Source organism: Paraburkholderia sp. BCC1876, from assembly GCF_902833695.1.
Taxonomy (GTDB): domain Bacteria; phylum Pseudomonadota; class Gammaproteobacteria; order Burkholderiales; family Burkholderiaceae; genus Paraburkholderia.
The window spans coordinates 246,679-273,003 of sequence record NZ_CADFGI010000001.1; the positions used below are offsets into that span (position 1 = coordinate 246,679).

The following is a 26,325-nucleotide window of genomic DNA, read 5'->3' on the forward strand; positions in this document are numbered from 1 at the left end:
CCAGGGCGCCCGGTCGGCACACGCATGCGCTAAGCTTGCGCAACCGAACAGCCCTGACGAGCGCCATGAAGAACCTGCCCGCCTACGAGCCTCCCGTCGACGAAGCCGAACTGCTGCTGAAGTGGATCCGCCGCGCGCGCGAATCGCAGATGAGCCATTACGACATGGCCGACCTGTTATCGGCGCGCGACCGCCAGCTCGGCTGGCTGGTCACGGCGTTGACCGCGTTCGTCGGCACGGCGGTGTTCGCGTCGCTGACGGCGGCGGCGGTCTCGCCGGCGTTGCGGATCTTCGTAGGGTTGGTGAGCGTCGCGGCGGCGGTGTCGGCGGCGTTGCAAACTTTTCTGCGCTATGCGGAGCGCGCGGAAAAACACCGCGCCGCCGGTGCGCGCTATGGCGCGGTGCGCCGCCGGCTCGAAGCGATCTTCGCCGGCGACGCCGATGCGCGCGACGGCCACTACCTCGCCGCCACGCGCGAAGAGCTCGACCGGCTCGCCGAAGATTCGCCCAATGTGCCGCCACGCGTGTTTTATCGCACGCAGCGCAAGCTCTCCACCGACCCGCTGCGCAGCCGCGACGCCTGAGCCACGCGAAGCCCTGACGAGCCCGCGCACACCGGCCCCGTCCGGTCGTCGCGCCACCTCGATCCCGCCACGGCTTAAGCCTCGCTTAAGCGGACGCCGCCCATAATCCGTGACGCTCGGCATACCCGCTCGATCCCCGTGCGATGGCGCCCGGATTCACGCCGCCGCCTTACTGTCCGATAGCAGAAGCCTTACATTTTGGCGGCCTTTGAGGTGGCCTGATTATGGTATCGTCCGGCCTGCGCTTTGAATGCGCATGCCACACTCAATCGGGCGCGAAATCGCTCCCCAAAAAAATATCATGGATGTCCAAAACGCCCGTCGCTGGGCACCACGGGGTACACGCGCCTGGCTAGTCGCGGCCGCTGCATTGGCGGTTGCCTGCGACGTGCGCATGTTGCTTCACCCATTAATCGGCCCGTTCTTGCCGGGCACCGCGTTCTGCATCGCGGCGTCGCTGGTCGAGTATTTTTTCGGCCTGGCGCCCGCCCTGACAGTGATGCTGCTTGGCCTCGGCATTGCCGACTATCTTTTCGTACCGCCTTACGCGGCCATCACCGTGTTCAATCACGCCGACGTGGTGCTGCTGATCTCCTATCCGCTGGTCACGCTGCTCGTCATCATTCTGATCGAACGCTTGCGGCGCTCGCAGTTCCGCGCCGAGTTGATCGCGTCGGTCGCGCAGTCGCGCTATGAAATGCTGCTGCGTCACGATAACGAACGGATGCTCGCGCGCCGCGCCGTCGACGAAACGCACCGGTTGTTGCGCCATCTGTCGCATCACCACCGCACCTTCATTTTTATTCAGGCGCTCGAACGCGATGCGCTGCAGCCGGTCGACGACCTCAAACAGAACAGCGTGCTGCCGCGCCTGCCCAATGAAATCGCGCCGGGCCCGCGCTTTGCCGACGTCGATCCCGACGACATTCAGCGCCTGGGCAAAGCATTGCGCCCCGGCACGCACCGCGTGCGCCTGAAAACCGGCGACGGCGCGGCGAAGCTCACCGAATGCGTGTGCGAACGCTTCACCACGCACGCCGGCGACTTCCTCGTGTTGCGGATCGGAGCCTGAGCCATGAATCAACCGACCCAGCCGACCAGCCTGTTCTTTCCCGGCGACGACCACGCGGTGCTGATGCTGCACGGCCTGTCGAGTTCGCCGCTCGAATTGCGTTTTCTCGCGCGCTATCTGAATGCGGAAGGCTTTACCGCCTGCGCGCCGCTGCTGCCCGGCTATAGCGCCGGCTCCGAAGAAGCCGCGATGGAAACGTGGATCGACGCGGCCGTGCGCGAGTACGACGCGCTCGCCGCACGCTTCACGCATGTGTCGATCTGCGGGCTGTCGATCGGCTCGGCGCTGGCTCTCGCGCTCGCGCATCGGCGTCCGCAGGCGCAATCGCTCGTGTTGTTGTCCTTGACGCTTTCTTACGACGGCTGGGCGATTCCCTGGTATCGTTTCCTGCTTAATTGGGCTTACTACACGCCGATGCGCAAGCGCTGGCGCTATCGCGAGGCAGCGCCGTTCGGCCTGCGCAACGAGGCGCTGCGCGCCAAGATCGCGCGCGCGATGCAGCGTAGCGACTTCAGCGAAGTCGGGCCGTCCACGATCTCATTGCCGGCGCTGCACGAGGCGAGCCGTCTGGCGTCCGAAGTTCGCACGCTGGTGCGCGACATCAAGACGGATTGCCTGATCGTGCATGCGATCGACGACGAGACATCGAGCCCACGTAATGCCCAATTCGTGGCCAGCCATATCGGCGCGGCCTTTTTACGCACAATCTGGCTGGATGACTCGTATCACATGATTACGTCGGACAACGAGCGCGAAATCGTCGCGCGCGAAACCGCGCTGTTTCTGCGCGAAAGCGAAGCCGTTCGTAGCGGCGGAGACGACGGCCGCCAGCCCGTCGTCTCGAAGGCGCTCGCGCGGCGCCTGCGGCAACTTGCGGCACTCGGCAAGGAGCGGGCATGAGCGCGCGCGTGAAGCCTGCTGGGCATGGCCTTGTTGGACACCGCGTTGTTGAGCACCGCCAGCCGGCGCGTGCGTCGTCGCTGACGCTGGCATTGGCGCTAAGCGGCGCGTTGCTGGGTTTGACGACAGCGCAAGCCGCGCATGCCGACGACACGACGCCCGCTACAAACGCCGACACCAGCACCGCGACCGCCACGTCGTCCGACAGCAAATGGAAGATCGGCGTCGGCCCCGGCCTGGTGGTCACGCCGAAGTATCCGGGCTCGCGGCAACTGAGCTACATCCCGTTTCCGGCGCTGGACATTTCCTACGACGACCGCTTTTTCTCGCAAGGCCCGGACGTGCTCGGCGTCAACGTGCTGCGCGGGCCGGCCTATCACCTGGGCGCGGCGCTGAGTTTCGACTTCCAGTCGCGCAAGGAGTCGGACGATCCGCACCTGCACGGTCTCGGCGACGTGGACGGCGGTCCCAAGCTGAAGCTGTTCGGCGACTACACGTGGTGGGCGTTCACCGGCTCGGTGGCGCTGTATCAGGATATCGCCGGGCATCATCAAGGCACGACGATCAGTACCGATCTGGTGGCGTCCGCGCCGGTGGGCGGCTGGCTGTTCTCGGTCGGGCCGGGCTTTACGTGGGCCAACGGCACCTACACGCGAACCTTTTTCGGCGTCTCGCAGCAGCAGAGCGCGGCGTCGGGATTGCCGACGTACAACACCAGCGCCGGCATACGCGACATCCATATGAATGCGATGGTGACTTACGATTTTTCGCGGCACTGGAACGGCTCGGTCGCGGCGACCTTCGGGCGCCTCGAACACAATGCGGCAAATAGCCCGATTACCGAAAAGCGCTTCGAGTTGAATACGCTGGCGTCGGTGAATTACAAGTTCTGATTGTTGTTGAATGCGCGCCTGGCGGGCCGGCTTGCACTGACGCCGGCCCCGACTCAAACGCGCAATAGGTGAAACGCCGCTCAGGCGTCGTCGCCCAGATCGTCGACCGCGATCCCCAACTCCGCGGCCATGCGCCGCACTACCGTCTTGAGCCGGCTCACTTCTTCCGCGAGACGCTTCTGCTCGGCCTTCACCGCCTCGAACGCGGATAACGGCACGGAGTCGTCGTCATTGCCCGGCTGGGCCAGATCGCTCGCGTTGACTTCACCGCACAGCAGATGCGTCCAGCGGTTCTCACGTTCGCCCGGCGTGCGCGCCAGTTTGACGACGCGCGGCGGATCGTTGGCCGCGAGTTCGTCGAGAAACGCCTCGACCGATGAGATGTCCGCGAAACCATGCAGGCGTGCGCTGTTCAGGCGCAATTCGGCTGCGGTCTGCGGGCCACGTAGCAGCAAGGTGGTCAGCAACGCGCCCGACTGGCTCGGCAAGCCCAGCACCCGGTTCATGTTCTGCTCGAAACGCGGCACGCGGCTGCTGCTGCCTTCCATCACCAGACTCAGTCGTTTCAGACCGTCGACGGCGGTCAGCACTTCGGCTTCGGTGGCGTTCATCACCGGCGCGCGGCCGGTTTTCTGATTGCAGCCCAAGGTCAGCGCGTTCAACGACAGCGGATAACTGTCCGGCACGGTGTGCTGCTTTTCGACGAGCACGCTGAGCACGCGCCCTTCGAGCAAGGTCAACGCGCGGAGGGAGGGACGGGAAACAGCGTCGGGAGTGGTGTTCATGGATGATGTTGCGGCTGGAGTCGCCGGGTCTCGTAGATGTGGTGCGTTGCCGTTGCACAGCCTGGCGGCGCTTTCTGGATGGCGGCCCCTATGATAAACGGGCCAGACGGTGCGCGGTGCATGAATGCCGGTCGCCGCGCGTCTACGTTCACCTTCACGCTGCGAGCGGTGAACATGGTGCCGAACTTCACTCCTCCTTTTTGTTCCGATTGACGAATTTCCATATTTGAGATAATTTCCCGAATATGGAAATAACTCACCCCGACGACAACGCCATCGACCGCCGCATCGCGCAGCGTCTGCGAGCGCTACGCGCCGAACGAAACTGGTCGCTCGACGATCTCGCGCGACTCAGCGGCGTCAGTCGCGCCACGCTGTCACGCCTCGAAAACGCCGCCGTGAGCCCGACCGCGAGCGTGCTCGGCAAGCTGTGCGTGGCCTACGGCCTGCCGATGTCGCGCCTCATGCATATGGTCGAAGAGGACTTCGCGCCGCGGGTGCCGCGCGCCGAGCAGCCCTTGTGGACCGACGCCGCGGCCGGCTTCCGGCGTCGCTCCGTGTCGCCGCCCGCGCAGGCGTTGGCCGGCGAAGCGCTGGAGTGCGAACTCGAACCCGGCGCGCACATTACCTACGACGCGTCGCCGAGACCCGGGCTTGAACATCATCTGATTCTGCTGGAAGGCCAACTGCGAATCACCGTCGACGGTCAGAGCCACGATCTGCAGCCTGGCGATTGCCTGCGCTACCGGCTGTTCGGCCCGAGCGCTTTCGTGACGCCCGCACACAGCGGCGCCCATTACTTTCTTTTCATCGTGTGAGCCGACATGAGCGCCATGACCATCACCCCTTTTTCCGCCGACGATCTCGAACGCCATCTGCCGGAACTCGGTACGCTGCTGCATGCTTGCGTGCATGACGGCGCCAGTGTCGGTTTCGTGCTGCCCCACGGCGTCGACGAGAGCGAAGCGTTCTGGCGCGGCAAGGTGCTGCCGACGCTGCTTAATGGCCGGCTGGTTCTGCTTGTCGCGCGTGAAGGCGACGCAATCGCCGGCACCGTGCAACTGGATTACGACACGATGCCGAACCAGCGACATCGCGCCGAAGTGCGCAAGTTGCTGATTCATCCGGCGTGGCGTCGTCGGGGGATCGCCCGTGCGTTGATGATGGAGTTGGAGCGGCACGCGCTGCGTTTGCAGCGCAGCCTGCTCACGCTCGACACGCGTACCGGCGATCACGCCGAGCCGCTGTACATCGCACTCGGCTATCAGGCGGTCGGCATGATCCCGGGCTACGCGCGCGGACCGGACGAGGAACGCTTCGACGCCACGACGATCATGTATAAGTCACTGCGCCCGCGACACCTTGAAGATGAATCGCGAATGGACGGATCGGCGCGATGAATAACCCATGCCGCGTGCTCCCCGAGCAGGTCGGCAGTCATACTGCCGACCGTTACATGCGGCCATCGCCAGGCGCCGCACGCTCATTCGGAATCGCTGGATTTTCTGTCGCGCGGCACGCCTCGTTCGAGAAGGTGAATCTTGCTGGCCTGACCCGCTGCCGCGTCGATATGCGCCTCGAGGAACTCCAGCGCACCTTCCGCGACTTCGCGTGGCGGCAACTTCTTCAAGGCCTCCGCTGTGCGGCCCGTTGCATGCGCGACAAACTCGGTGTTGTAGTCCACGTTGTCTTTCAGTGACGCGCCCTTGTACCCTTTCGCATCGATTGCGTATAAGTCGTAGTGACCCTCCCCGTATTCACCGTTGCCGAAGATGCGGGCACCTTCCGGCGTTTCAGAAACGATAATCGCGTCGCCCTGGATCATCTTCTGAATTCCGCCGAAGTGATTGGACGGACTAAAGCCATGCGCGGCGATCTCTTCTCGAAGACCGGGACGCTCAACCCGATACACGGTTGAAAACGACGACTTCTCCAGCATGCCGACTTCATTGATATGCATGCCGCGCGGCACGGCGTTCGGGCTGAGATAGGGATCGGGACCGCGTATTCCGGCATGACTGGCGGACGGCGCGCTGCCTTGCGCCGAATCGGCCGGCCGGTCTGCCGTGGTCCCATCCGGGCGACCCGCTGCGGGCGTGGGTGATGTGTCCTTCGGCGATGCTGGACGGGATGGCGCGGGCGACACGTCCATCGGCGATGAAGGACGCGACGGTGCGGGCGACACGTCCATTGGCGATGAAGGACGCGACGGTGCAGGCGACACGTCCATCGGAGAGGGAGGACGGACTGGAACCCCGGATGGCTTCTGGAGCATCTCGGTCGGGCCGCCGGCTAACACCGCGAAAGATATCGCCAATAAAATATCGAGGGTCGATTGCTTCGGCTGCTTGCCTTCGTTCGCTGGTACCGAGCCCGCCTCGCACGTGCCGCTCTGGCGGTTATTCCAGTTGAAATGTCTACACTGGAATTCGCTCCAGGTCTCCTTGGTGGACTGCCATCGCGGTTCAGTCAACGCCCGTTGCGTACGAACGTGCGCTGCGCCCGCGTGACCGTCTCCCGGCAAGAGACTCGGCCCCTGTCCCGTCGGCGCGTTCGTCTTCGTAAGATCGGGGCGAGAGGCCGGGGCCATGGACTGCTGCCCGCCGGCGCTAGCACCGGTGCCGACAGACTTCCTTTGAAATGCAGATTGAAGGGGGGAATCGCTCCGAATGGGCATGCTCATGTCGTTCATCCGCCTTTTCCAGTGTCGTCCGCCGGGGTAGCAGACTAAGGAGTCAGCATAGACATGACGACAGTCAGGCGGTCATAGCGGAGTAACGCAACGACACGCCGCACGCAGAGCGTTTGCCCGGGAATGCTATCGAACCGCTTACCGACGCGAATCGAGCGCGATTCGCACCGCGAGTCCGGCGAGCACCGTGCCCATCAGCCAGCGCTGCACCCTCAGCCACACGGGACGACCCGCGAGGAACCCGGCGATCGACCCCGCCATGCTCGCGATAATCGCATTCACCGTCACGCTGACCACGATCTGCACGCAGCCGAGAGCCAGCGACTGCAACAGCACACTGCCATGTCCCGGCGAAATGAATTGCGGCAGCAGCGACAGATACATCACCGCAATCTTCGGATTCGCGAGGTTGGTGACGAAGCCCATGGTGAACAGCTTACGGGGGCTATCGTGCGGCAGATCGCGCACCTGGAACGGCGAACGGCCGCCGGGTTTGACTGCCTGCCACGCGAGATACAACAGATACAGTGCGCCGCCGAAGCGCAATGCGTCGTACGCAAACGGCACCGTGAGCAATAACGCGGTAATGCCGAACGCCGCGCAGAACATATAGAACACGAAACCGAGCGCCACGCCGCCGAGCGACACGAGACCGGCGCGCTTGCCCTGACAGAGCGATCGCGAGATCAGATAGATCATGTTCGGTCCCGGCGTGAGCACCATGCCGAGTGAAACCAGACCGAAAGCGAGCAGCGTTGTGAAAGCGGGCACGGCGTTCTCCTCGTTGATGAATGGGGATTGTGCCGCTGACTATAGCCGATCGCCGCCACGCCGACCCGGTACACAATCGCAGCACACGCACAGGACAGCGCGCACGCATACCCACGCTCGGACAGCACACACGCGCTGCAACGCAGCGCACGAAACACTTGCGGCAATAATTTTTGCCCGGTATCGTCGTGCCGTTCTGCATGCAGCGCGGGAGAGATCGTCATGCGGTTAGTGACGACGCCGACGGAGCAACCGCCCCGGAAACTCTCAGGCAAAAGGACCGCGCAGCGGGAACATCTGGAGAGCGACGCCGCCGACACTTGCGCGCGTCCACCGAAGGGGATTCCCCACTCCGGCTCGCATTGAGCCGGCATGGCGCGGGAAGAAACTCTCAGGTACAGGGACAGATGGGGCATCGACGCCGGTTTCGACACGAAATCGACACCGGTGATGCTCAACTCATCTGGACTATGTCATGTCACGAATCGCCATTATCGGCGCCGGCATTACCGGCGTCACGACCGCTTACGCCCTCGCTCAACGCGGCCACCACGTCACGGTTTTCGAACGCCATCGCTATGCGGCAATGGAGACGTCGTTCGCCAACGGCGGCCAGCTATCGGCCAGCAACGCCGAAGTCTGGAACAGCACCGCCACCGTGCTGAAGGGTCTGCGCTGGATGCTCACGCGCGACGCCCCGCTACTGCTCAATCCACTGCCCACGTGGCACAAATACTCGTGGATGGGCGAATTCCTGCGGCAGATTCCGCACTACCGGAGCAACACCGTCGAGACCGTGCGGCTCGCGATTGCCGCGCGCGAACATCTGTTCTCGACGGCGCGTAGCGAGGGCATCGAGTTCGATCTCGAACGGCGCGGCATTCTGCATATCTACAAAACGCAGAAGGAATTCGCTGCGGCGAATAAGGTGAATGCGTTGCTGCGCGAAGGCGGCCTCGACCGCAATCCGGTGTCGGCGACCGAGTTGCAGCGGATCGAGCCCACGCTGCAAGGCGATTTCTTCGGCGGTTTTTTCACGCCGTCCGATTCGACCGGCGACATCCACAAGTTCACGCGCGGTCTCGCGGATGCCTGCGTGCGGCACGGCGTCGAGTTTCACTACGACGCCGAGATCACGGCGATCGAGCAGCCCGTGGAGGGCAAGTTTTCGCTGACGGTCAATCTGGAAGGCGAGTCGCAGCGCATTGCGTTCGAGCGGATCGTCGTCTGCGCCGGGGTGAAGAGTCGCGATTTTGCGGCGATGCTCGGCGATCACGTGAACATCTATCCGGTGAAAGGCTATTCGATCACGGTCTGTCTCGACGACGAAACCAGTCAGCGGCGCGCGCCGTGGGTGAGCCTGCTCGACGACAGCGCGAAGATCGTCACCAGCCGGCTCGGTGTGGATCGATTCCGCGTGGCGGGCACGGCGGAGATCAACGGCTTCAACCGCGATATCCGCTCGGACCGGATTGCGCCGCTGGTGGACTGGACACGGCGCTACTTCCCCGAAGTGTCGACGTCGCGTGTGATTCCGTGGGCGGGTTTGCGGCCGATGCTGCCGAGCATGCTGCCCAAGGTGGGACGGGGCAAACGGCAAGGCGTGTTCTACAACACCGGGCACGGGCACCTCGGGTGGACGTTGTCGGCGGCAACGGCACAGGCGGTGGCTGCGGCGATTGTGTAGCCTCCGTTTGCAACGCGCCCCTGCTGTGGGACGTCCCCCACAGCAGGGGCGAACGCTTTTGTGGATGGCGATCACGGCGGCAAAGGCCGAATGCAAAATCCGTCACATCTGCTAGTGTTCTCCCATCCCCGCAATCTCCGTGGAGAACCCATGCCACACCACCGTTCCACGAAACACAGCACGACCAGCCCGCGCCTGACCGACGCTCAGATCGCCGCCGAAGCGACCCGTCGCCTCGCGTGGGATACCGCGGTTCCCGAGCACGCCGTCAAGGTGAAAGTCGCCGCCGGTCGCATCACGCTGCGCGGCGAACTGCAACGCGATCAGCAACGAATCGCCGCCCTCGAAGACGTCACGCGTCTGTTCGGCGTCACCGGCGTATTGGATCGCACGACCATCAAGCCGAAATAAGAGGCTAGGTCAGCGGCAAAGAAAGCGGCCAGATCAGTTCAATGCGCCTCAGCGCGCAACAGCGTCCGGCAATGCCGCGCGATCTGCTTCTCTTCCTCGGTATGAATCGCCCTCACCTTGCCCGCCGGATCGCCCTCCACGAGTCCCATGAAAGCAAGCCCGTCGCACACGCGCTTGCGAATCCCCGCGCTGTGTTCACCGATCCCACCCGTGAACACCAGCAGATCGATCCCGCCCAGCAACGCCGCATACGCGCCAATGGTTTTGCGCACCGCCGTAGCGAACGCATCGAGCGCCAGCGCCGCATTGGCATCGCCCGACGCGGCCAGTTTTTCCAGCGCCTGCATATCGCTTTCGCCGTCCGTATAACCGGCGAGGCCGCTGTGCCGATTCAATAGCGTCTCCAACGCGGCGGCGTCCAGCTTCTCGACCCGCATCAGATACAACAACACGCCGGGATCGAGATCGCCGCTGCGCGTGCCCATCGGCACACCGCCGGTCGGCGTCAACCCCATCGACGTATCGACCGACTTACCGTCGCGCAGCGCGCACAGGCTCGACCCATTGCCAAGATGCGCGAACACCGCGTGCGACGGCAGCGCGTTGCCGAGCTGCGTGACCAGCGACTCATACGACAGCCCGTGAAAACCGTAGCGGATCACCCCCGCCTTTACATACCGCCGTGGCAACGCGAGTTGCGCCGCGCGCGGCGGCAGCGTTGCATGAAACGCGGTATCGAAGCAGGCGAAATGCGGCGCGTCGCCGAAAATCCGCGCGGCCTCGTCGATCAGTGCGAGCGCCGGCGGAATATGCAGCGGCGCGAAATGCACGGCGTCCTGCAGACGCTGACGCACCTCGGGCGTGAGCCGCTGATGCTTGCGCAAATGCGGCCCGCCATGCACCACCCGATGCCCGACCGCCGCGGGCCGCCCATGACCCTGCTGCGCGAGCACCTCGGCAAGCTTGCGCAACGCGTCGGTCTGCGACTCCAGCACCCGCTCCTGCTGCACCAGCACGCGGCCGTCCGGCGCCTTGATCAGCAGGCTGCCGTCGCCGCGCCCGATGCCTTCCGCACTGCCGGCGAGCAGCAACGCTTCGTCGCCGCTCGCGTAGGTGAACAGCCCGAATTTCAGCGACGACGAACCGCTGTTCAGCACCAGAATCGTCGGCGCCGGGGCGCGCTCTTGAGGTTCCATCGCCTGCCTCGCTCAGCCTTTCCAGGTCCAGTTGCGGATCTCTTCCTTGTCGATGCCTTCGGCATGCGCATAAGCAAGATGCTCGATGATCTGGCCGCGCAGCCATTCCTTCGCATGGTCGCCGACGCCGCGCAACGCCGGCACGCGATCGATCACGTCGATGGCAAGCGAGAAACGGTCCACCTGGTTGATGATCGCCAGTTCGAGCGGCGTATTGATGTTGCCCTTCTCGTGATAGCCGTGCACGTGCAGATTGTCGTGATTGGTGCGGTTATAGGTCAGCTTGTGCACCAGCGAAGCATACGAATGGAAGTTGAAAATCACCGGCTTGCTGGTAGTGAACAGCGAATCGAAATCGCGGCTCGACAGCCCATGCGGATGCGCGTGCTCGGGCATCAGACGGAACAGATCGACCACGTTGACGAAGCGGATCTTCAGATCGGCGAAACGCGCCTTCAGGATCTCTACCGCGGCGAGCGCCTCCATGGTCGCGATGTCGCCCGCGCAGGCGATCACCACGTCCGGCTCGACGCCCTGATCGGTCGACGCCCAGTCCCAGATGCCGATGCCTTTGGTGCAATGCGTGACGGCCGCGTCCATGTCGAGATACTGCAGATGCGGCTGCTTGTCGGCGACGATCACGTTGACGTAATCGCGCGAACGCAGGCAATGATCGGCCACGCTCAGCAGGCAGTTCGCGTCGGGCGGCAGATAAATACGCACTACGTCCGGGCTTTTATTCGTGACCACGTCGAGAAAGCCGGGGTCCTGATGCGTGAAGCCGTTGTGATCCTGACGCCAGACCAGCGACGTGATCAGCAGGTTGATCGACGGCACCGGCTGCCGCCAGCCGAGGTCGCGCTTGGCTTTTTCCAGCCACTTGGCGTGCTGGTTGAACATCGAATCGATCACGTGGACGAACGCTTCGTAGGTCGCGAACAGGCCGTGACGGCCGGTCAGCACGTAACCTTCGAACCAGCCTTCGAGCGTATGTTCGCTCAGCATTTCCATCACGCGGCCATCGGTGGAAAGTTCGCCGCCGTCGGCGTCGCTCGCTTCGGTTTGCGCGAGCCAGGTCTTTTCGGACGCCTCGTAGATCGCCGTCAGCTTGTTGCTGGCGGTTTCGTCGGGGCCGAATACGCGGAAGTTCGTCATGTTATTGCGCATCACGTCGCGCAGGAACGTGCCGAGCACTTCGGTGGGCGACGTGTACGAGGCCGCCGGTTTTTTCACCGCGACCGCGTAGTCGCGGAACGGCGGCAGGTCGAGCGTCTTGCACAGCAAACCGCCGTTCGCATGCGGATTGGCGCTGATACGGCGCGCGCCTTCGGGCGCGAGCTCGCGCAGTTCTTCGACGAGACGCCCCGCTTCGTCGAATAGCGATTCGGGTTCGTAGCTGCGCAGCCAGTGTTCGACCAGCTTCAGGCTTTTGCTATTCGTGACCGGATCGAGCACCGGCACCTGGTGCGCGCGCCACGAGCCTTCCACTTTATGGCCGTCCACTTCCTTCGGGCCGGTCCAGCCCTTCGGTGAACGCAGCACGATCATCGGCCAGCGCGGTCGCGTGGCGTCGTTGCGTTCGCGCGCATGCTGCTGGATCGCGCGGATTTCGCCGATGCATTGTTCGAGCGTCGCGGCCATCTGCTGATGCATCGTGTCGGGGTCGTCGCCTTCGACGAAATACGGCTTGTGGCCGTAGCCGGTCAGCAGTGCTTCGAGCTCTTCACGCGGAATCCGCGCGAGGATGGTCGGATTGGCGATCTTGTAGCCATTCAGATGCAGCACCGGCAGCACCGCGCCGTCGCGGATCGGGTTGAGGAATTTGTTCGAGTGCCACGAGGTGGCGAGCGGGCCGGTCTCGGCTTCGCCGTCGCCGATCATCACGGTGACGATCAGGTCGGGGTTGTCGAACGCCGCGCCATAGCCATGCGACAGGCTGTAGCCAAGCTCGCCGCCTTCATGAATCGAGCCAGGCGTTTCGGGCGTGCAGTGCGAACCGATGCCGCCGGGAAACGAGAACTGCCGGAAGAAGCGGCGCATGCCGGCTTCGTCCTCGCTGCGGTCCGGATAGATCTCCGAGTAGTGTCCTTCGAGGTAGCAATTGGCGAGCGTGGCGGGCGCGCCGTGACCGGGGCCGGCAATGTAGATCAGATTCAGATCGAGCTTGCGGATCATCCGGTTCAGATGCACCAGCAGGAAGCTTTGTCCCGGATCGGAGCCCCAATGGCCTAGCAAGCGGTTCTTGATGTGTTCGGGTTTGAGCGGCTCGCGCAACAGCGGGTTGTCGCGCAGGTAGATCATGCCGGCCGACAGGTAATTGCAGGCTCGCCAGTAACGGTCCATCTTGCGCAGTGTGTCGGGATCCAGAATCGTCGGCGGGGTCGCACGTGAGGTTGCTTCGGCCATGGCGTCACTCCTCGAAAAGGACTGTCAGGCAGGTTAGCGGGTGCTGCGGCGATGATGCGTGACATGCGCGGGCTTTTAAAAAAAGCGATGAAACGGCCGGCTTGTCATGCGCATGACATAACGGAAGCGTCAAAGCAAAGACTCGACGCGCATCGCGTGGCGGGACTTCGTCGACGATTGTCAGGGGTTGTGACCCACAGTGCGCGTCATGGTTCGACGCAATTCGCTCATGCTTTGATATAGATCGCGTTTGCCGCGTTCAAGCGACGGCCGACACGAGTATCGGCCGCGATTGTGAGGTAAAAACTAGTCGGCCGTGCGCGCCTTTTTGGTCGGCGAACGACCGGCCTCCAGCGCGATCTCCTCCCGTCCCGGCGGACGGTAACGCCATTTACCGGCGCTCGGATCGTTACGGGCGTCGTCGTGACGTCGTTGCTCGGCACGCGCTTCGTCGGCACGGCTGAGTTCCGCGCGCCGGTCACGCGTGGCGGCAGGCGTATCGGACTGACGCAGCGTTGACGGCGGCGGTCGTTGCGTGGGTAGTGACGACATGATGACTCCCTGATCGAGGATAGGCGTGAGACTGCTTGGGAACGGATTTGCCGGTCAGCGCTTCTTGCCTGTCCAGCGGCGGTCCGGGCGATGCAGAAGATGGATTTGACGCAGGTAGATCGAAGCGCCGAACATCAGCGCCGTGCCGGCCACGATGCCCCAGATTGCGGATGTCATGATTTTCCTTTTGGCCCGCCTGTCACGCGGCGCCTGAGCGCCGGCAACGAAACCGCGGGCAACCGACGGCGCATGTGGCTGACTTTGAACAAACCCGCATCACTCGTGCCGCGATGCACGGAGTATGCGCCCTAATGAACCACACGTCTGGTCGCCGTTCGATCGCGCGGTGCAGCGGCCGGCCGGTGCTCATGCGTTAGACTTTAAGCACGGATTAAGCGAACCGGTTTATGCTCGCCGCGCGGTGCGCATCGGCGGTGCGCATCGGCGGAGCGCATCGGACGCGTGTAGCACGCCTTCCTCTCATCCCTCATTCTCAACGGCCATCATGTCGACACCCAGCCGCTTCAAGGCGCCTCTGATTCTCGTTCTTTCGATCGTGCTGCTGTTCGCGGGCGTCTCTGTGCTGATCGGTGTGTTCGGGTTGCTGGTCAAGCTGTTCGGGGTGACCTGACGCGAGGCCGGACATGCGAGGTGGGCACGGGATCTGCGCGGACTGTACGCGGACTGTGTATTCTGAGCGTTCGCGCGGCGCCAGCATGGCGCCCAGGCTCATTGCAAGGAGATTCCATTGACCCACCATCCTGAACCCTCCCCGGCCGACCCGTCGAAGATCGATCCTGAACTGATCGAACTCGCGCAGCAGGTATTCGATCTCGCACGACGCGGCGACGCCACGATGCTGGCCGCGGTAATCGAAAAAGGCGCACCGCCGAATCTGCGCAACGACAAGGGCGACAGCCTCGTGATGCTGGCGAGCTACCACGGTCACGCGGATGCGGTGCGCGTGCTGCTCGAACGCGGCGCCGATCCGAACCTGCGCAACGACAACGGCCAGACGCCGATCGCGGGCGCGGCGTTCAAGGGCTTCGACGCGGTGATCGAGACGTTGCTCGCGCATGGCGCGGATGTGGAAGGCGCGTCACCCGACGGCCGCACCGCGCTGATGGTTGCCGCAATGTTCAACCGCACGGCGATCATGGAGTTGCTGATTGCGCATGGTGCCAACCCCAACGCGCGCGACGCGAACGGCGTGAGCGCGCTGGATGCCGCCGGCCGCATGGGCGCGGGAGACACGCAGGCGCGGTTGAAAGAACTCGGCGGCGCCTGAGTTCCGGTTTTCTGTTGAAGCGCTGGAGTGGCGTTGGTCCAAGCGTCATGCCATGCCTTAGTACGGCACGGCATGAAGCGTGGCAGCCAACCCAACTCGCAACCGGGAAGGGCTACCGCCCGTATCAGCCCTTCCCGCCCAGCAGCGCATCCAGATCGATCTCCGCCAACTCGCCGATCCGTTCGACGCTTACATCCGCCGGCGGATTGCTGGAGATTTCCTTCGGATCGAAAGCGTAGTGCCCCTGGCGCGGAAACACCGTGGTCAGCTTCTCGCCCCACGCCTTCTTCATCGCGGTCAGAATGCGCAGCTTGTCGTCGACCATCACATAGTGGCGCGCCGGGTAGCACTCCATCACCTGATCGAGCATCTGCTCCTTGTGGATGTAGATCAGCACGCGCCCTTCGACCTCGTCCCATAGACCCGAACGGGCAATCTTGCGCGGCTGGAACACCACGTCGCCATCGGACAGAATCACCGTAGGCCCGCGTTGCGCGACGTGCCGCAACGCATCCAGCGCGCCCGGATAGAGCCGGTTCGCGAACGGATACTCGATCAGAAACGACGCCATCAGCAACAGGCGCGTGTCGCGCGGATGTTCGAGCCGGTAGCGCTGCAACGCGCCAAGATAGTCGGCGTAACCCAGTTCCGAACGCAACTGCTCGAAAATCTCCCAATAGCGTGCGCTGTTTTCCGCGCCGAACGACTTCATCATGTGCGCGCGCAAATCCGCCAGCACATGATCGTTGTCCAGCAAGGTGTTGTCGCAGTCGAACAGAAACACGACGTCGTGCGGCGTGGCGGGGGTGGCTGACATTGCTGCTCCGTTGATTAACTCTTCTGCCCGTCGGGCGGCGTAGCGGCTTTCTCGACGTGGCCGCCGAAGTCGTTGCGCATGGCCGACAACACCCGGTTCGAGAAGTCCGCTTCGCCGCGCGAACTGAAGCGCGCGAACAGCGCCGCGCTCAGCACCGGCGTAGGCACGCCTTCGTCGATGGCGGCCGCGACCGTCCAGCGCCCTTCGCCCGAATCCGATACGCGGCCCGCGTAGTTCTTCAGCTCGGCATCGCTGACCAGCGACCCCGCGATCAGATCGAGCAGCCACGAGCCGATCACGCTGCCGCGACGCCAGACCTCGGTGACCTCGGCGAGATTCAGATCGTATTGATACAACTCGGGACGGCGCAGCGGCGTGGTTTCAGCGTCGACTTCGCGCGCGTGTTTGCCGGCGTCGGCGTGATGCAGGATATTCAGCCCCTCGGCGTACGCGGCCATGATCCCGTACTCGATGCCGTTGTGAACCATCTTCACGAAGTGCCCCGCGCCCTGCGGCCCGCAATGCAGAAAGCCCTGATCCGCCGTGCTGGCGCTGGCCGTGCGGCCCGGCGTGGGCGTCGCCGCCCCCGCGCCCGGCGCGAGCGCCGCGAAGATCGGTTCGAGGTGTTTCACCACCTCCGGCTCGCCGCCGATCATCAGACAGTAGCCGCGTTCGCGACCCGCCACGCCGCCGCTCGTGCCGACGTCCACGTAGTGCAGCTTGCGTGCGCCCAGTTCGTTACCGCGACGAATGTCGTCGTGGTAATAGGAGTTGCCGCCGTCGATCACGATGTCGCCCGGTTCCAGCAGCGGCACCAGCTTGTCGAGCGTGGCGTCGACCACGGCGGCCGGCACCATCAGCCAGATGGCGCGCGGCTTCTCCAGTTGCGCGACGAGGTCTTCGAGCGAACTTGCGCCCGCCACGCCGTCCTGTTTCAGTTTGTCCACTGCCGCTGCCTGCACGTCGTAGGCAATACAGTGCTGACCGCCTTTCGTGAGGCGTCGCACCATGTCGGCGCCCATGCGTCCCAATCCAATCATGCCTAGCTGCATATCTCGCTCCGGAAAGTGCGTCGTTGCGTTGCTCGACCTGGTTCGTTTTACTGTGCATCACCGCGCGCGTCAAAAGACGATACGCCTCTTTGCAGAGGTTTTGCACGGCGTAAAGTTCCGCGTGAATGGAATTGGTTTGGTGTGCCGCCCGTGTGGGTTTCGATTCGGCTGACGGTCGTCTTACAGGTGGGTCTTTTTACGCGGCTGTTGCGTGTGGGTTTTGCACGTTGCGCTTAGGCCCGGTCACGCCGTCCACCGCCGCGTGCCTGCAACTTCACATATTGCGCACGCGCGAAGCGCTTCACCGCGCGCCACATCAGCGGATAGCGATCGCCCGGCACCGCGAACAGCACCAGCGCGCACAACGCCAGCAAACCGCAAAACAGGAACGTGCCGCGATAGCTGAACGCCTGCACCAGCAAGCCCGACAACACGCCCGACAGAATCGAGCCGACCCGCGCCGCGTTGAAGAACAGCGCGGTGGCGCGGCCCGGCGCATGCGGCATCAGATCCTGCACATAGGTCATGCCGAGGCACGAGGTCACGGCGACCACGAACGCGTTGAGGATCTGCATCGGGATCAGCATATGCACCGTGCCGGCCATCGACATGCCGACGAAATACACCGCGTGCACGGCGGCGCACGCCGCCAGCCAGTTCGGCTTGTGCAGCGAGGACGACTTCGCGCCGAGCGCGAGCATCATCGGGATTTCGGTCAACGCGCCGAGGCCGAGCATCACCGACACGTCCAGATGCGTGCCGTTCAGGCCATGCACGATGTACAGCGGCAGCACGATCATCGTCGCATTCGCGGCGAGCCCCAGCAGCGTGAGCGCGGCGACCGCGCGGCCGATGTCGTTGGCCGACGCGACGCCGGGCAGGTCTTCGTGTGCGTCTTCGCCCGGCGTGGTGAGCGGCGGCACGGTGATCGACGCCGACGGCTCCGACGCCGTGTCTTCCACCGTGTGGTCGCCCAGATGACCTTGCGGCTCGCGCATACGCCAGACGATCGCCGCGCAGGCCGCGAAACTGGCCGCGGCGAACAGGAACAGGCCGTAGAAACTGCTGGCGGCCAGCACCAGCGCACCCACCGACGGCCCGAACACCCACGCCGCCGACAGAATGGTCCGCAAGGTCGCGCTGGCGAACACGCGCTCGGCCGGGTCGCCGACCGGCAACGCCGCGCGGCTGAACGAGAAGACCATGGAAATCGCCGAGCCGCCCGCGCCGATAAAGACGATGCCGACCGCCAGCAGCAAGCGGTAATCACGCACCACGCATAAACACAGATAGCCGAGCGCGGCCGCCACCAGTGCCGCGAGCAGCAACGGGCGATGCCGTCCGCTCGCATCGCTCCAACGGCCCGCGAGGGTGCTGGCGAGCACACCGCTGGCGGCGATCAGCGTCATGAAGACGCCGAGCCTGAACGGCGTCATGCCGGCGCGTTCGACGCCGAACAAGGACAGATACGGAGCGGTGAACGACATCGCGACGCCGAGCATGAGGGTCGCGGCGGCGAGCGGCTTGAAGCCAGGGATGCGCAGCAGGTCGAAAAAACGTGAGGTTTTCAACACGGGTGGCGGTGGGTCAGGAGGAGCGTGCCCGCGAAACGCAACGCGCGCCGAGGACTTCGTAGCCGGAACAACCGGGGCATTATCAACCTGGCTTGCGGGCGCGTAAACCCGTGCCGGTCGCATCCCAAATCCGCTTACCTAGCAGTTTGCGCGTCACAGCACGACATACCCGCGCTTTTCCAGCGTCCAGCGATGCCACTGATTGCCGTACACCCCGCAACCGACGCTGAACAGCACGCCGAGCACAGTACCGATCCAGTCGGCCGTTTCGCCCCACAGCCCGGAGCAGAACAGAATCACGCTGACCGCCAGCATCACGAACGCGGCAAACCACATCTTCTTCGACAGCGCCCACATGAAACCCAGCAGGCATGCGCCCCAACTGAAGCCGGTCGGGACGGCGACGGTGTCCTCGTTGCCGGGATAATGCAGATAGATCCTTGCTCCCATGTCCTTTCCTCAATGCAATACGCCGCCACTCGACGGCGCGTGACGATGTTTAACACGCCACGAGAACAGGCGGATGAAAATGCGCGCAAAAGGGGCGGCCGAGCTCGCCGTGCGGTGCTCCATCGAGGCCTTGCTCACTGACGATTAGAAGCATAGCTGCTACTCTTACCGAATTCACGCGCCGGCCTTCCCACCCCGCGAAAGGCCTGCCCGCAAAGATCGAACCGCACCGGAGCATGCATGGCCACCCAGACCGCCTACTCAACGAAAGCCCCTTCGCGCGCCGAACTCGACGCCCTGCCCGGCGCCACCGTCGTCGAATTCGGCACCGACTGGTGCGGCTATTGTCAGGGCGCGCAGGCATCGATCGCGAAGGCGTTCGAACCGCATGCCGACATCCGCCACCTGAAAATCGAAGACGGTCCCGGCCGGCTGCTGGGCCGTTCGTTCAAGGTCAAGCTTTGGCCCACGCTGGTGTTCATGCGCGACGGCATCGAAGTCGCGCGCGTGGTGCGGCCCACCGGCGCGGCGGACATCACGCAAGCGTTGACGTCGCTGTGAGCCGATGAGATAGCAGGTCGAGTCACCAGATTCATCGCAGGTTTTACTGCAGGATTCCATCCGCAAACCGGATCAAAAGGGAGCACACCTCATGGACACCCGTAGCGAGCTGCAAGCCACCGTCAAGGCCATGGTTCAACCCGGCAAAGGCCTTCTCGCCGCCGACGAAAGCGGCCCGACCATCGCCAAACGCTTCAAGACGATCGGCCTCGAATCGAGCGAGGAAAACCGCCGCGCGTACCGCAATCTGCTGCTCACCACGCCGGGGCTCGGCGAGTTCGTGAGCGGCGTGATCCTCTATGAAGAAACGCTCGGCCAGAAAGCCGACGACGGCACGCCGTTCCCGCAACTGTCGGCGAAAAACGGCGTCGTGCCCGGCATCAAGGTCGACCTCGGCAAGATCCCGCTAGCGCTCGCGCCGGGCGACGAAATCACCGAAGGGCTGGACGGCCTCGCCACACGCTTCGTCGATTACAAACGGCAAGGCGCGCGTTTCGCCAAGTGGCGCGCGGTCTACAACATCACCGCGAGCCTGCCGAGCCGTCTCGCGATCGAAGCGAACGCGGATTCGCTGGCGCGCTACGCGGCGATTTCGCAGGAAGCGGGCATCGTGCCGATCGTCGAACCAGAAGTGCTGATGGATGGCGATCACACCATCCAGCGCAGCGCGGAAGTGACCGAAGCCGTGCTGCACGAGGTGTTCAATGCGTTGCACCGGCACCGCGTGGTGCTCGAACATATTCTGCTGAAGCCGAGCATGGTGCTGGCCGGTTCCGAGCACGCCCATCAGTCGTCGGTGGCCGAGATCGCGGCGCATACCGTGCGGGTGTTGCGGCGTACGGTGCCGTCGGCGGTGCCGGGCATCGTGTTTCTGTCCGGCGGTCAGACGCCCGAAGAAGCCACCGCGAATCTGGATGCGATGAATCGCCTCGGGCCGCTGCCGTGGAATCTGAGCTTTTCGTATGGGCGCGCGTTGCAGGAACCGCCGCTGCAAGCGTGGAAGGGCCAGCCGGGCAACGTCAAGGAAGCGCAGGAGGCCTTGCTCAAGCGCGCGCGGCTGAACAGCGCGGCCGCGCTGGGGAAATACGACGCGGCGCAGGAAAAAGGCTAACGGTTAGCCGTTAGCCGTAAAAGTAAACGGCGAGACGCCACTCGCCGACAAACCTCGCGCGGCGTCCTTTATAAAGGCGCCGCGCCGAACGCCTGCCGCTGCGCAAGCGAGACAAAAGCCTGCGCGTCACGCGCGGCCTCCACCACCGGCGCCATCCCGAAGAACTCATGCGTCGCGCCGCGATAATTGCGGTGCTCCACCGCTACGCCCGCCGTATGCAGTTTCTGCACCAGCGTCTCACCGTCCGAGCGTAACGGATCGATGCCCGCGGTCACCACCACCGTCGGCGGCAAACGGGACAGGTCGGCGCTCACCACATCGATCAACAGGCTGGTCAGATCGCTCTCGCTATTGATCACGTTCTGCATGAACCACAGCATCATCGGCTTGTTCAGCGGCCGCGCATTGCGGTTCTCTTCATAAGATACCGACACGATATTGTTGCTCGCCACCGGATAGATCAGCGTTTGATGCATGGGCGTGTGCATGCCGGCATCGCGAGCGCGGATCGACACGTTGATCGCCAGATTCGCGCCCGCGCTCTCGCCCATCACGGCGAGTTTCTCCGGATCGCCGCCGAGGCTCGCCGCATTCTCGACCAGCCAGTGCCACGCGCTGAACGCGTCGTCGTGCGCCGCCGGCAGACGATGTTCGGGCGCTTGCCGGTAATGCGCGGACACCACGATCGCGTGGCTTTGCGCGGCGATGGCGCGCGGCGTTGCGTCGTAAGTGTCGAGATCGGCGATCACCCAGCCGCCGCCGTGAAAATACAGCATCAGCGGGAACGGCCCTTCGCCTTGCGGCGTATAAACGCGCGCCGGATTGCCATGGCCGCCCGCGCCCGGAATCACGATGTCTTCAGTACGCACCGCCTCCAGTTCCAGCGAAGGCCGCGCGCTGAATGCCGGCTGCGTCATCAGTTTCTTGACGGCGTCGGCGGGCGTGGGCTGTTTTCTCGCCTCCGCTACCGTGCATTTTTCGATCGGTTTGGGATTGAGGCTCTTCAGTGCGTCGAGCACGGCCTTCATATCGGGATCGGCATGTCCGGTGGGATCGAGTCCCACCATGCCTTTGATCGTGTCGCCGAGTGTCATGTCGCAACTCCTGATGGGTGAAGGCACGGACCCATCGGAGGCACTTTCAAAGCGGCGCTCGACGACCGTGTATGCGGTCGAATTCAGCAAGCGCTATACCCATCGAACGAAGCATTCAACGGCCCATTCGATGGCGAAACATCAGACTAAACGCTCAGCACTAACGCTCAGCGGTTCGCGGTGGTTGCGCGCGCAATCTTGTCGAGCAGCGCCTGCAACGAAACCGGTTTGCCGAGATGGCCGTCGTAGCCCGCGCGAATCGCACGCGTGGCATCCTGCGGACGGCCGAAGCCGGTCAGCGCGAGCGCCGGCACCGCAGCGGTGGCCGGCAGCTTGCGCAACGCCGCGATCAGCTCATAGCCGTCCATGCCCGGCATGCCGATATCCGACAGAATCAGATCGAACGTCTGATGCGCGGCGACCGCCAGCGCGGCCGCGCCATTGGTTTGCGGCCACACCTGCGCGCCTTCCATTTCGAGCAGGCCCTGAAACGCTTGCAGGCTCTCTACCGCGTCGTCGACCAGCAGAATGCGCATGCCCTTCAGCAGACTGGCGTCGCCCTGAGCCTCGCGCGGTTCGATTCGCGGCGCGGCATTGTCGGCCGGCAGCCAGACGCGGAAACGCGCGCCCTTGCCCGCGCCCGCCGACGCCGCTTCGACCCGTCCGCCATGCATTTCGCTCAGTTGCTTGACGAGCGCGAGTCCAATGCCCAGGCCGCCGCTATGCCGCCGGTGCGCGCCCTCCGCCTGGCTGAACATATCGAACACGTTGGGCAGAAACGCCGCCTCGATGCCGCGCCCGGTATCGCGCACTTCAATGCACGCATGGTCGTTCTCGCGCGACAGTTGCAGCGTCACGCGTCCGCCCGGCGGCGTGAACTTCACCGCGTTGCTGACGAGGTTCCACAGAATCTGTTCGAAGCGCACGGCGTCGGCGTCGATAAAAAACGGCTCGGCGACGCCGATCACCTCGACGCTCACCTGATGCGCGGACGCATCCGCCTCGATCGCGCTGGCCACCTGCGCGGTGATCGCCGCGATATCGACCCGCGAGCGTTCCAGCGCCAGCTTGCCGGTACGCACGCGCGACAGGTCCAGCAAGTCATCGATGATCTTCGCAAGGCTGATCACCGAACGGCGGATCGCGTCGGCCGCGTCGCGCACTACCGGCAAGCCCTGGGTGGACGGTGCGCGATCCAGCATGTCCGCTTTCACATGAATCAGGTTGAGCGGATTCTTCAGTTCATGCGACAGCACCGCGAGAAATTCGTCCTTCAGGCGGCTGGCGGCTTCCACCTTCTGCCGCACCGAGCGTTCCAGCGAAATCTTGCGTTGTTCGAGCGCCTCGGTGCCTTTGCGCTCGGTCAGATCGCGCACGATCTTCGCGAAGCCGCTGAAACTGTCCGACGCGACCGGCGTAATCACACCGCTGCAATAGAGCCGCGCGCCGCTCTTATGGACGTACCAGCGCTCGTCTTCCGCGCGGCCGTCGTTCTGTGCGCGGCGCCGTTCGCTGGCGGATTCGTTGGCTTCACGCTCTTCCGGCAGGTACAGGCGGTCGAGCGTTTGTCCGACCATCTCCTGTTCGCTGTAACCGAAAATACGCTCGGCGCCCTTATTCCAGGTCGCCACGCGCCCGTCCATGTCCTGCACGATGATCGCGAAATCATTCGTGCTTTGCGCGGCCAGATGCAGGCGCTCTTCACTGGAGCGCACCAGTTGCTCGGCACGCCGCAGCGCCGAGATATCGACGATGGTCAGCACCGCGCCCTCGATGCGATCGTCGGTGGTGCGATACGGCGACAGCCGCGTGAGGAAATGGCGCCCGTTGATGCCGCGAATCTCGCGTTCGATCAGTTGCAGCGAATCGAATACGGCAACCGTGTCGTCGGCCAGTTGCGGGTAGTCGAGCCGGTGCGTGATGTCGTGCAGCGGACGGCCCACGTCCGACGGAATCACGTTGAACAGTTCCGTGGCGGCGGGCGTATAGCGCTTGATACGCATCTCGCGATCCACGAACACCGTCGCGATGCCGGTCGACGCGATCACGTTCTGCAAGTCGTCTTTGGCCTTGCTGGTTTCCTCGATCTTGGCCTGCAACTCGGCGTTGACGGTGAACAGTTCCTCGTTCAACGACTGCAATTCTTCCTTGCTGGTCTCGAGTTCTTCGGTGGCGGCGCGCAGTTCCTCGTTGATCGCCTGCAGTTCTTCGTTCGACGCCTTCAGCTCTTCCGTCGACGCCTCCGACTGCTCGACCGTCGAGCGCAATTCCTGTTTCGTGCGATGCAGCTCGTCCTCGAGATGCACCAGAAGCGAATCCTGCGCGGCGGGCTGGGTCCGCGGACCCAGCCCGCCGGCAGCAGCGCCGGCGGCGACCTCCTCGAACACCACCAGCGCGAATTCCGGCGCATCCTCCGAACGGCGGTAAGGCCGCACGACGATCCGCACGTGCGCTTCCGGCGTGAATTCGATCGACTCCGTGGTCACTTCGCTATTGCCGCGCAGCGACTGGAACAGCGCTGCGCGCAATTGCAGGCGCAGCGCCGGGTTCACCAGCATGATCAGGTTGTACGACGGCTCGCCGCGCGCGAAACGCAGATAGCGGCCGGCATGCTCGGAGATATGCAGGATGTTCGCGTCGGTATCGACCACGATGCTCGGCGGCGCATACAGTTCGAGAATGCGGTGATGCAGCGCGGAGAACGGCAACGCCTGCGGTAGCGGCTGCACCGGGCCGGCGTAGGGGGTGGCGCTCACGCCACCGTGCTGAATGACCGGCATGCTGATCGGCGGACGCACCGCGGTCGTCACGCGGTTCGCGCGGTAGATGCGGTTTTTCTTGTCGACCGGGGTGAAGAGTTCGCCGGCCGCCTCCGCGGATTCGGAGCTGCCGAGCAGCAGATAACCGCCCGGCTGCAACGCGAAATGGAACATTTGCAGCACCTGGCTCTGCACGCTGCGGTCGAGATAGATCAGCAGATTGCGGCACGACACCAGGTCGACGCGCGAAAACGGCGGATCGCGCAACACGTTGTGCACCGCGAACAGCACCCGTTCGCGGATCGGCTTGCTGACCCGGAAGTGCGAGCGCTCGGGCGTGAAAAACTGCCGCAGGCGTTGCGCGGAAACGTCCGCCGTAATCGACTCCGGATAGAGCCCCGCACGCGCGAACGCGATAGCGCGTTCGTCGATGTCGGTGGCGAATAGCTGCACCGGAATGCCGTCGTGATGCGCGGGGTGGTCGGCGAGCAGCATGGCGAGCGAATAGGCTTCCTCGCCCGTCGCGCAACCGGCGACCCACACGCGCAGCGGATCGTCCTCGGATTTCTTCTGGAACAGCTTCGGCACGATCTCGCGCTCGACCACCTCGAAAGTCTCGCGGTCGCGGAAGAAATTCGTCACGCCGATCAGCATGTCCTTGAGCAGCGCCGGGGTTTCTTCCGGATGCGTGAGCACATAGTCCTGGTAACTCTGCAGATCGGGAATTCCGTTGACCTGCAAACGGCGTTCGATACGCCGCAGAATCGTCGCGCGTTTGTAACGGCGGAAGTCGTGGCCGGTGCGCGCGCGCAACGTGGCGAGCACGCCGAGCAACGCGCGCTCGGCGGTGGAGGCCGCGTCGGGCTGGGCGGCGGCGAGCGCTTCGGGTTCTTCTTCGGCGGCCGGCAGGCGGATCGCGCGGGCGTTGTCGGCCAGTTCGCGGAGCTTGCGCGGCATCTCGGCGGCCGGCAGCGCGAAGTCGATCATGCCGGTCGCCATCGCGTTCTGCGGCATTTCCGGGTACTCGGCGTCCGACGGCTGCTGCGCGATCGTCACGCCGCCCTGCTCCTTGATCCGGCCAATCCCGGTCGAGCCGTCCGCGCCCGTGCCGGAAAGCACGATCGCAATGGACCGCTCGCGGTGCGTGTCGGCGAGGCTGCGAAAGAACAGGTCGATCGCGATCGGCCGGCCACGCGGCCGCCCGACTTCGGTCGGCGTCAGATGGCCGTCGTCGAGCGCGAGGTCGTGCGACGGGGAAATTACGTAGACGTGGTTCTTTTCCACCTGAACCGGGTGTTGAACCTGCAGCACCGGCATGCGGGTGGCGTGTTGCAGCACCTGGTCGGCGCTGCTCGCATGGTTGGGCGACAAATGCAGCACGACCACGAAGGCCATATCCATATCGGCCGGCGCGTTCTCGAAGAAACGCAGTAGCGCCTGCACGCCGCCCGCGGACGCGCCAATGCCGACCACTGGAAAATTCAATGGGCTCGACTCGGACGCAGCCGTCTGCGCCGAAGTCGCGGCGGCGCTTTCGGCGTGGGTGGAGGTTCCTGTTTGCGTGCTCGTGGTCGCCGTGGTCTGCGCGTTGGCTGGAGACGCCCCTGCTTCACTGCCGGTCATACCCATCCTTGTGTGCTGCGCTGCGTCCCAGCGGCCTCGCCGTCATT

Annotated in this window: 25 protein-coding genes and 1 riboswitch; of the genes, 12 read left to right on the top strand and 13 right to left on the bottom strand. The window is 64.1% G+C overall.

The annotated features are described in order from the left end of the window. The first annotated feature begins 65 nt into the window (after positions 1 to 65). From HWY05_RS00965 to HWY05_RS00980, 4 genes are all read left to right on the top strand, one after another. Complete coding sequence (locus HWY05_RS00965) at positions 66 to 584, top strand: SLATT domain-containing protein (protein ID WP_176057111.1); 519 nt, start codon at positions 66 to 68, stop codon at positions 582 to 584. 301 nt (positions 585 to 885) lie between these two features. Continuing rightward, on the top strand, positions 886 to 1,656 hold the full coding sequence (locus HWY05_RS00970; protein ID WP_176057112.1) for a DUF4118 domain-containing protein: 771 nt from the start codon (positions 886 to 888) through the stop codon (positions 1,654 to 1,656). Between the two features lie 3 nt (positions 1,657 to 1,659). Continuing rightward, complete coding sequence (locus HWY05_RS00975) at positions 1,660 to 2,556, top strand: alpha/beta fold hydrolase (protein ID WP_176057113.1); 897 nt, start codon at positions 1,660 to 1,662, stop codon at positions 2,554 to 2,556. Then, entirely contained in the window at positions 2,553 to 3,449 is an 897-nt protein-coding gene (locus HWY05_RS00980; RefSeq protein WP_176057114.1) for a MipA/OmpV family protein, read from the top strand. The genes HWY05_RS00975 and HWY05_RS00980 overlap by 4 nt, the downstream gene beginning before the upstream one ends. Positions 3,450 to 3,529: 80 nt before the next feature. Here HWY05_RS00980 and HWY05_RS00985 read toward each other — a convergent pair whose 3' ends face one another. Beyond that, positions 3,530 to 4,234, bottom strand: a complete 705-nt coding sequence (locus HWY05_RS00985; RefSeq protein ID WP_176057115.1) for a YceH family protein — start codon at positions 4,232 to 4,234, stop codon at positions 3,530 to 3,532. 245 nt (positions 4,235 to 4,479) lie between these two features. Between HWY05_RS00985 and HWY05_RS00990 the strand changes: the two genes are divergently transcribed. Together HWY05_RS00990 and HWY05_RS00995 are read left to right on the top strand one after the other, a co-directional pair. Then, positions 4,480 to 5,052 carry an XRE family transcriptional regulator gene (locus HWY05_RS00990; RefSeq protein ID WP_176057116.1) on the top strand — a complete coding sequence of 191 codons (573 nt, stop codon included), beginning with the start codon at positions 4,480 to 4,482 and terminating at the stop codon, positions 5,050 to 5,052. 6 nt (positions 5,053 to 5,058) lie between these two features. Further along, the gene (locus tag HWY05_RS00995; protein WP_176057117.1) at positions 5,059 to 5,634 is read left to right on the top strand and encodes a GNAT family N-acetyltransferase; all 576 of its coding nucleotides are present in this window, start codon (positions 5,059 to 5,061) and stop codon (positions 5,632 to 5,634) included. A gap of 83 nt (positions 5,635 to 5,717) precedes the next feature. Here the strand turns inward: HWY05_RS00995 and HWY05_RS01000 are convergent, their stop codons facing one another. Then, entirely contained in the window at positions 5,718 to 6,707 is a 990-nt protein-coding gene (locus HWY05_RS01000; RefSeq protein WP_176057118.1) for a hypothetical protein, read from the bottom strand. A gap of 357 nt (positions 6,708 to 7,064) precedes the next feature. Next, entirely contained in the window at positions 7,065 to 7,697 is a 633-nt protein-coding gene (locus HWY05_RS01005; protein WP_111934982.1) for a LysE family translocator, read from the bottom strand. A gap of 198 nt (positions 7,698 to 7,895) precedes the next feature. Continuing rightward, positions 7,896 to 7,990: riboswitch (glycine riboswitch) on the top strand. A 182-nt stretch (positions 7,991 to 8,172) separates the two neighbouring features. Between HWY05_RS01005 and HWY05_RS01010 the strand changes: the two genes are divergently transcribed. Both HWY05_RS01010 and HWY05_RS01015 read left to right on the top strand, forming a co-directional pair. After that, positions 8,173 to 9,384 carry a D-amino acid dehydrogenase gene (locus tag HWY05_RS01010; RefSeq protein ID WP_176057119.1) on the top strand — a complete coding sequence of 404 codons (1,212 nt, stop codon included), beginning with the start codon at positions 8,173 to 8,175 and terminating at the stop codon, positions 9,382 to 9,384. 150 nt (positions 9,385 to 9,534) lie between these two features. Beyond that, positions 9,535 to 9,795, top strand: coding sequence for a BON domain-containing protein (locus HWY05_RS01015; protein WP_035557304.1), 261 nt, complete (start codon positions 9,535 to 9,537; stop codon positions 9,793 to 9,795). Positions 9,796 to 9,833: 38 nt separating this feature from the next. Here HWY05_RS01015 and HWY05_RS01020 read toward each other — a convergent pair whose 3' ends face one another. The 4 genes from HWY05_RS01020 to HWY05_RS38585 form a co-directional block, all read right to left on the bottom strand. Beyond that, the gene (locus HWY05_RS01020) at positions 9,834 to 10,991 is read right to left on the bottom strand and encodes an acetate/propionate family kinase (RefSeq protein ID WP_176057120.1); all 1,158 of its coding nucleotides are present in this window, start codon (positions 10,989 to 10,991) and stop codon (positions 9,834 to 9,836) included. A 12-nt stretch (positions 10,992 to 11,003) separates the two neighbouring features. Further along, entirely contained in the window at positions 11,004 to 13,397 is a 2,394-nt protein-coding gene (locus HWY05_RS01025; RefSeq protein ID WP_035557310.1) for a phosphoketolase family protein, read from the bottom strand. Positions 13,398 to 13,703: 306 nt separating this feature from the next. Further along, positions 13,704 to 13,949 (bottom strand): hypothetical protein, encoded by a 246-nt coding sequence (locus HWY05_RS01030; protein WP_035557313.1) that lies wholly within the window; start codon positions 13,947 to 13,949, stop codon positions 13,704 to 13,706. Positions 13,950 to 14,003: 54 nt separating this feature from the next. Then, complete coding sequence (locus tag HWY05_RS38585; RefSeq protein ID WP_279614052.1) at positions 14,004 to 14,126, bottom strand: hypothetical protein; 123 nt, start codon at positions 14,124 to 14,126, stop codon at positions 14,004 to 14,006. Positions 14,127 to 14,454: 328 nt separating this feature from the next. On the opposite strand from HWY05_RS38585, the gene HWY05_RS38590 reads away from it, so the two are divergent. After that, complete coding sequence (locus tag HWY05_RS38590) at positions 14,455 to 14,580, top strand: hypothetical protein (protein WP_279614053.1); 126 nt, start codon at positions 14,455 to 14,457, stop codon at positions 14,578 to 14,580. A gap of 117 nt (positions 14,581 to 14,697) precedes the next feature. After that, on the top strand, positions 14,698 to 15,237 hold the full coding sequence (locus HWY05_RS01035) for an ankyrin repeat domain-containing protein (protein ID WP_051980815.1): 540 nt from the start codon (positions 14,698 to 14,700) through the stop codon (positions 15,235 to 15,237). 124 nt (positions 15,238 to 15,361) lie between these two features. On the opposite strand, the gene HWY05_RS01040 is transcribed toward HWY05_RS01035, so the two are convergent. From HWY05_RS01040 to HWY05_RS01055, 4 genes are all read right to left on the bottom strand, one after another. Further along, the gene (locus HWY05_RS01040) at positions 15,362 to 16,054 is read right to left on the bottom strand and encodes an HAD family hydrolase (protein ID WP_176057121.1); all 693 of its coding nucleotides are present in this window, start codon (positions 16,052 to 16,054) and stop codon (positions 15,362 to 15,364) included. 14 nt (positions 16,055 to 16,068) lie between these two features. Then, complete coding sequence (gene gnd, locus HWY05_RS01045; protein ID WP_176057122.1) at positions 16,069 to 17,106, bottom strand: phosphogluconate dehydrogenase (NAD(+)-dependent, decarboxylating); 1,038 nt, start codon at positions 17,104 to 17,106, stop codon at positions 16,069 to 16,071. A gap of 233 nt (positions 17,107 to 17,339) precedes the next feature. After that, positions 17,340 to 18,680 carry a sugar efflux transporter gene (locus HWY05_RS01050; protein WP_035557321.1) on the bottom strand — a complete coding sequence of 447 codons (1,341 nt, stop codon included), beginning with the start codon at positions 18,678 to 18,680 and terminating at the stop codon, positions 17,340 to 17,342. 153 nt (positions 18,681 to 18,833) lie between these two features. After that, positions 18,834 to 19,130, bottom strand: a complete 297-nt coding sequence (locus tag HWY05_RS01055) for a DUF2628 domain-containing protein (RefSeq protein ID WP_035557324.1) — start codon at positions 19,128 to 19,130, stop codon at positions 18,834 to 18,836. 240 nt (positions 19,131 to 19,370) lie between these two features. On the opposite strand from HWY05_RS01055, the gene HWY05_RS01060 reads away from it, so the two are divergent. Together HWY05_RS01060 and HWY05_RS01065 are read left to right on the top strand one after the other, a co-directional pair. Further along, on the top strand, positions 19,371 to 19,691 hold the full coding sequence (locus HWY05_RS01060; protein ID WP_035557327.1) for a thioredoxin family protein: 321 nt from the start codon (positions 19,371 to 19,373) through the stop codon (positions 19,689 to 19,691). Positions 19,692 to 19,782: 91 nt separating this feature from the next. After that, positions 19,783 to 20,802 (top strand): class I fructose-bisphosphate aldolase, encoded by a 1,020-nt coding sequence (locus HWY05_RS01065; protein WP_035557329.1) that lies wholly within the window; start codon positions 19,783 to 19,785, stop codon positions 20,800 to 20,802. Positions 20,803 to 20,870: 68 nt separating this feature from the next. Here HWY05_RS01065 and HWY05_RS01070 read toward each other — a convergent pair whose 3' ends face one another. Beyond that, positions 20,871 to 21,896 (bottom strand): alpha/beta hydrolase, encoded by a 1,026-nt coding sequence (locus HWY05_RS01070; protein ID WP_176057123.1) that lies wholly within the window; start codon positions 21,894 to 21,896, stop codon positions 20,871 to 20,873. 167 nt (positions 21,897 to 22,063) lie between these two features. Continuing rightward, positions 22,064 to 26,278 carry a CheR family methyltransferase gene (locus HWY05_RS01075; protein WP_176057124.1) on the bottom strand — a complete coding sequence of 1,405 codons (4,215 nt, stop codon included), beginning with the start codon at positions 26,276 to 26,278 and terminating at the stop codon, positions 22,064 to 22,066. Positions 26,279 to 26,325 lie beyond the last annotated feature (47 nt).

What these genes read in the sequence shown, in the direction of transcription:
- HWY05_RS00965 (WP_176057111.1), top strand. Translation starts at nt 66, where the DNA reads ATGAAGAACCTGCCCGCCTACGAGCCTCCCGTCGACGAAGCCGAACTG.
- HWY05_RS00970 (WP_176057112.1), top strand. Translation starts at nt 886, where the DNA reads ATGGATGTCCAAAACGCCCGTCGCTGGGCACCACGGGGTACACGCGCC.
- HWY05_RS00975 (WP_176057113.1), top strand. Translation starts at nt 1,660, where the DNA reads ATGAATCAACCGACCCAGCCGACCAGCCTGTTCTTTCCCGGCGACGAC.
- HWY05_RS00980 (WP_176057114.1), top strand. Translation starts at nt 2,553, where the DNA reads ATGAGCGCGCGCGTGAAGCCTGCTGGGCATGGCCTTGTTGGACACCGC.
- HWY05_RS00985 (WP_176057115.1), bottom strand. Translation starts at nt 4,234, where the DNA reads ATGAACACCACTCCCGACGCTGTTTCCCGTCCCTCCCTCCGCGCGTTG.
- HWY05_RS00990 (WP_176057116.1), top strand. Translation starts at nt 4,480, where the DNA reads ATGGAAATAACTCACCCCGACGACAACGCCATCGACCGCCGCATCGCG.
- HWY05_RS00995 (WP_176057117.1), top strand. Translation starts at nt 5,059, where the DNA reads ATGAGCGCCATGACCATCACCCCTTTTTCCGCCGACGATCTCGAACGC.
- HWY05_RS01010 (WP_176057119.1), top strand. Translation starts at nt 8,173, where the DNA reads ATGTCACGAATCGCCATTATCGGCGCCGGCATTACCGGCGTCACGACC.
- HWY05_RS01015 (WP_035557304.1), top strand. Translation starts at nt 9,535, where the DNA reads ATGCCACACCACCGTTCCACGAAACACAGCACGACCAGCCCGCGCCTG.
- HWY05_RS01020 (WP_176057120.1), bottom strand. Translation starts at nt 10,991, where the DNA reads ATGGAACCTCAAGAGCGCGCCCCGGCGCCGACGATTCTGGTGCTGAAC.
- HWY05_RS01025 (WP_035557310.1), bottom strand. Translation starts at nt 13,397, where the DNA reads ATGGCCGAAGCAACCTCACGTGCGACCCCGCCGACGATTCTGGATCCC.
- HWY05_RS01030 (WP_035557313.1), bottom strand. Translation starts at nt 13,949, where the DNA reads ATGTCGTCACTACCCACGCAACGACCGCCGCCGTCAACGCTGCGTCAG.
- HWY05_RS38585 (WP_279614052.1), bottom strand. Translation starts at nt 14,126, where the DNA reads ATGACATCCGCAATCTGGGGCATCGTGGCCGGCACGGCGCTGATGTTC.
- HWY05_RS38590 (WP_279614053.1), top strand. Translation starts at nt 14,455, where the DNA reads ATGTCGACACCCAGCCGCTTCAAGGCGCCTCTGATTCTCGTTCTTTCG.
- HWY05_RS01040 (WP_176057121.1), bottom strand. Translation starts at nt 16,054, where the DNA reads ATGTCAGCCACCCCCGCCACGCCGCACGACGTCGTGTTTCTGTTCGAC.
- gnd (WP_176057122.1), bottom strand. Translation starts at nt 17,106, where the DNA reads ATGCAGCTAGGCATGATTGGATTGGGACGCATGGGCGCCGACATGGTG.
- HWY05_RS01055 (WP_035557324.1), bottom strand. Translation starts at nt 19,130, where the DNA reads ATGGGAGCAAGGATCTATCTGCATTATCCCGGCAACGAGGACACCGTC.
- HWY05_RS01060 (WP_035557327.1), top strand. Translation starts at nt 19,371, where the DNA reads ATGGCCACCCAGACCGCCTACTCAACGAAAGCCCCTTCGCGCGCCGAA.
- HWY05_RS01065 (WP_035557329.1), top strand. Translation starts at nt 19,783, where the DNA reads ATGGACACCCGTAGCGAGCTGCAAGCCACCGTCAAGGCCATGGTTCAA.
- HWY05_RS01070 (WP_176057123.1), bottom strand. Translation starts at nt 21,896, where the DNA reads ATGACACTCGGCGACACGATCAAAGGCATGGTGGGACTCGATCCCACC.
- HWY05_RS01075 (WP_176057124.1), bottom strand. Translation starts at nt 26,278, where the DNA reads ATGACCGGCAGTGAAGCAGGGGCGTCTCCAGCCAACGCGCAGACCACG.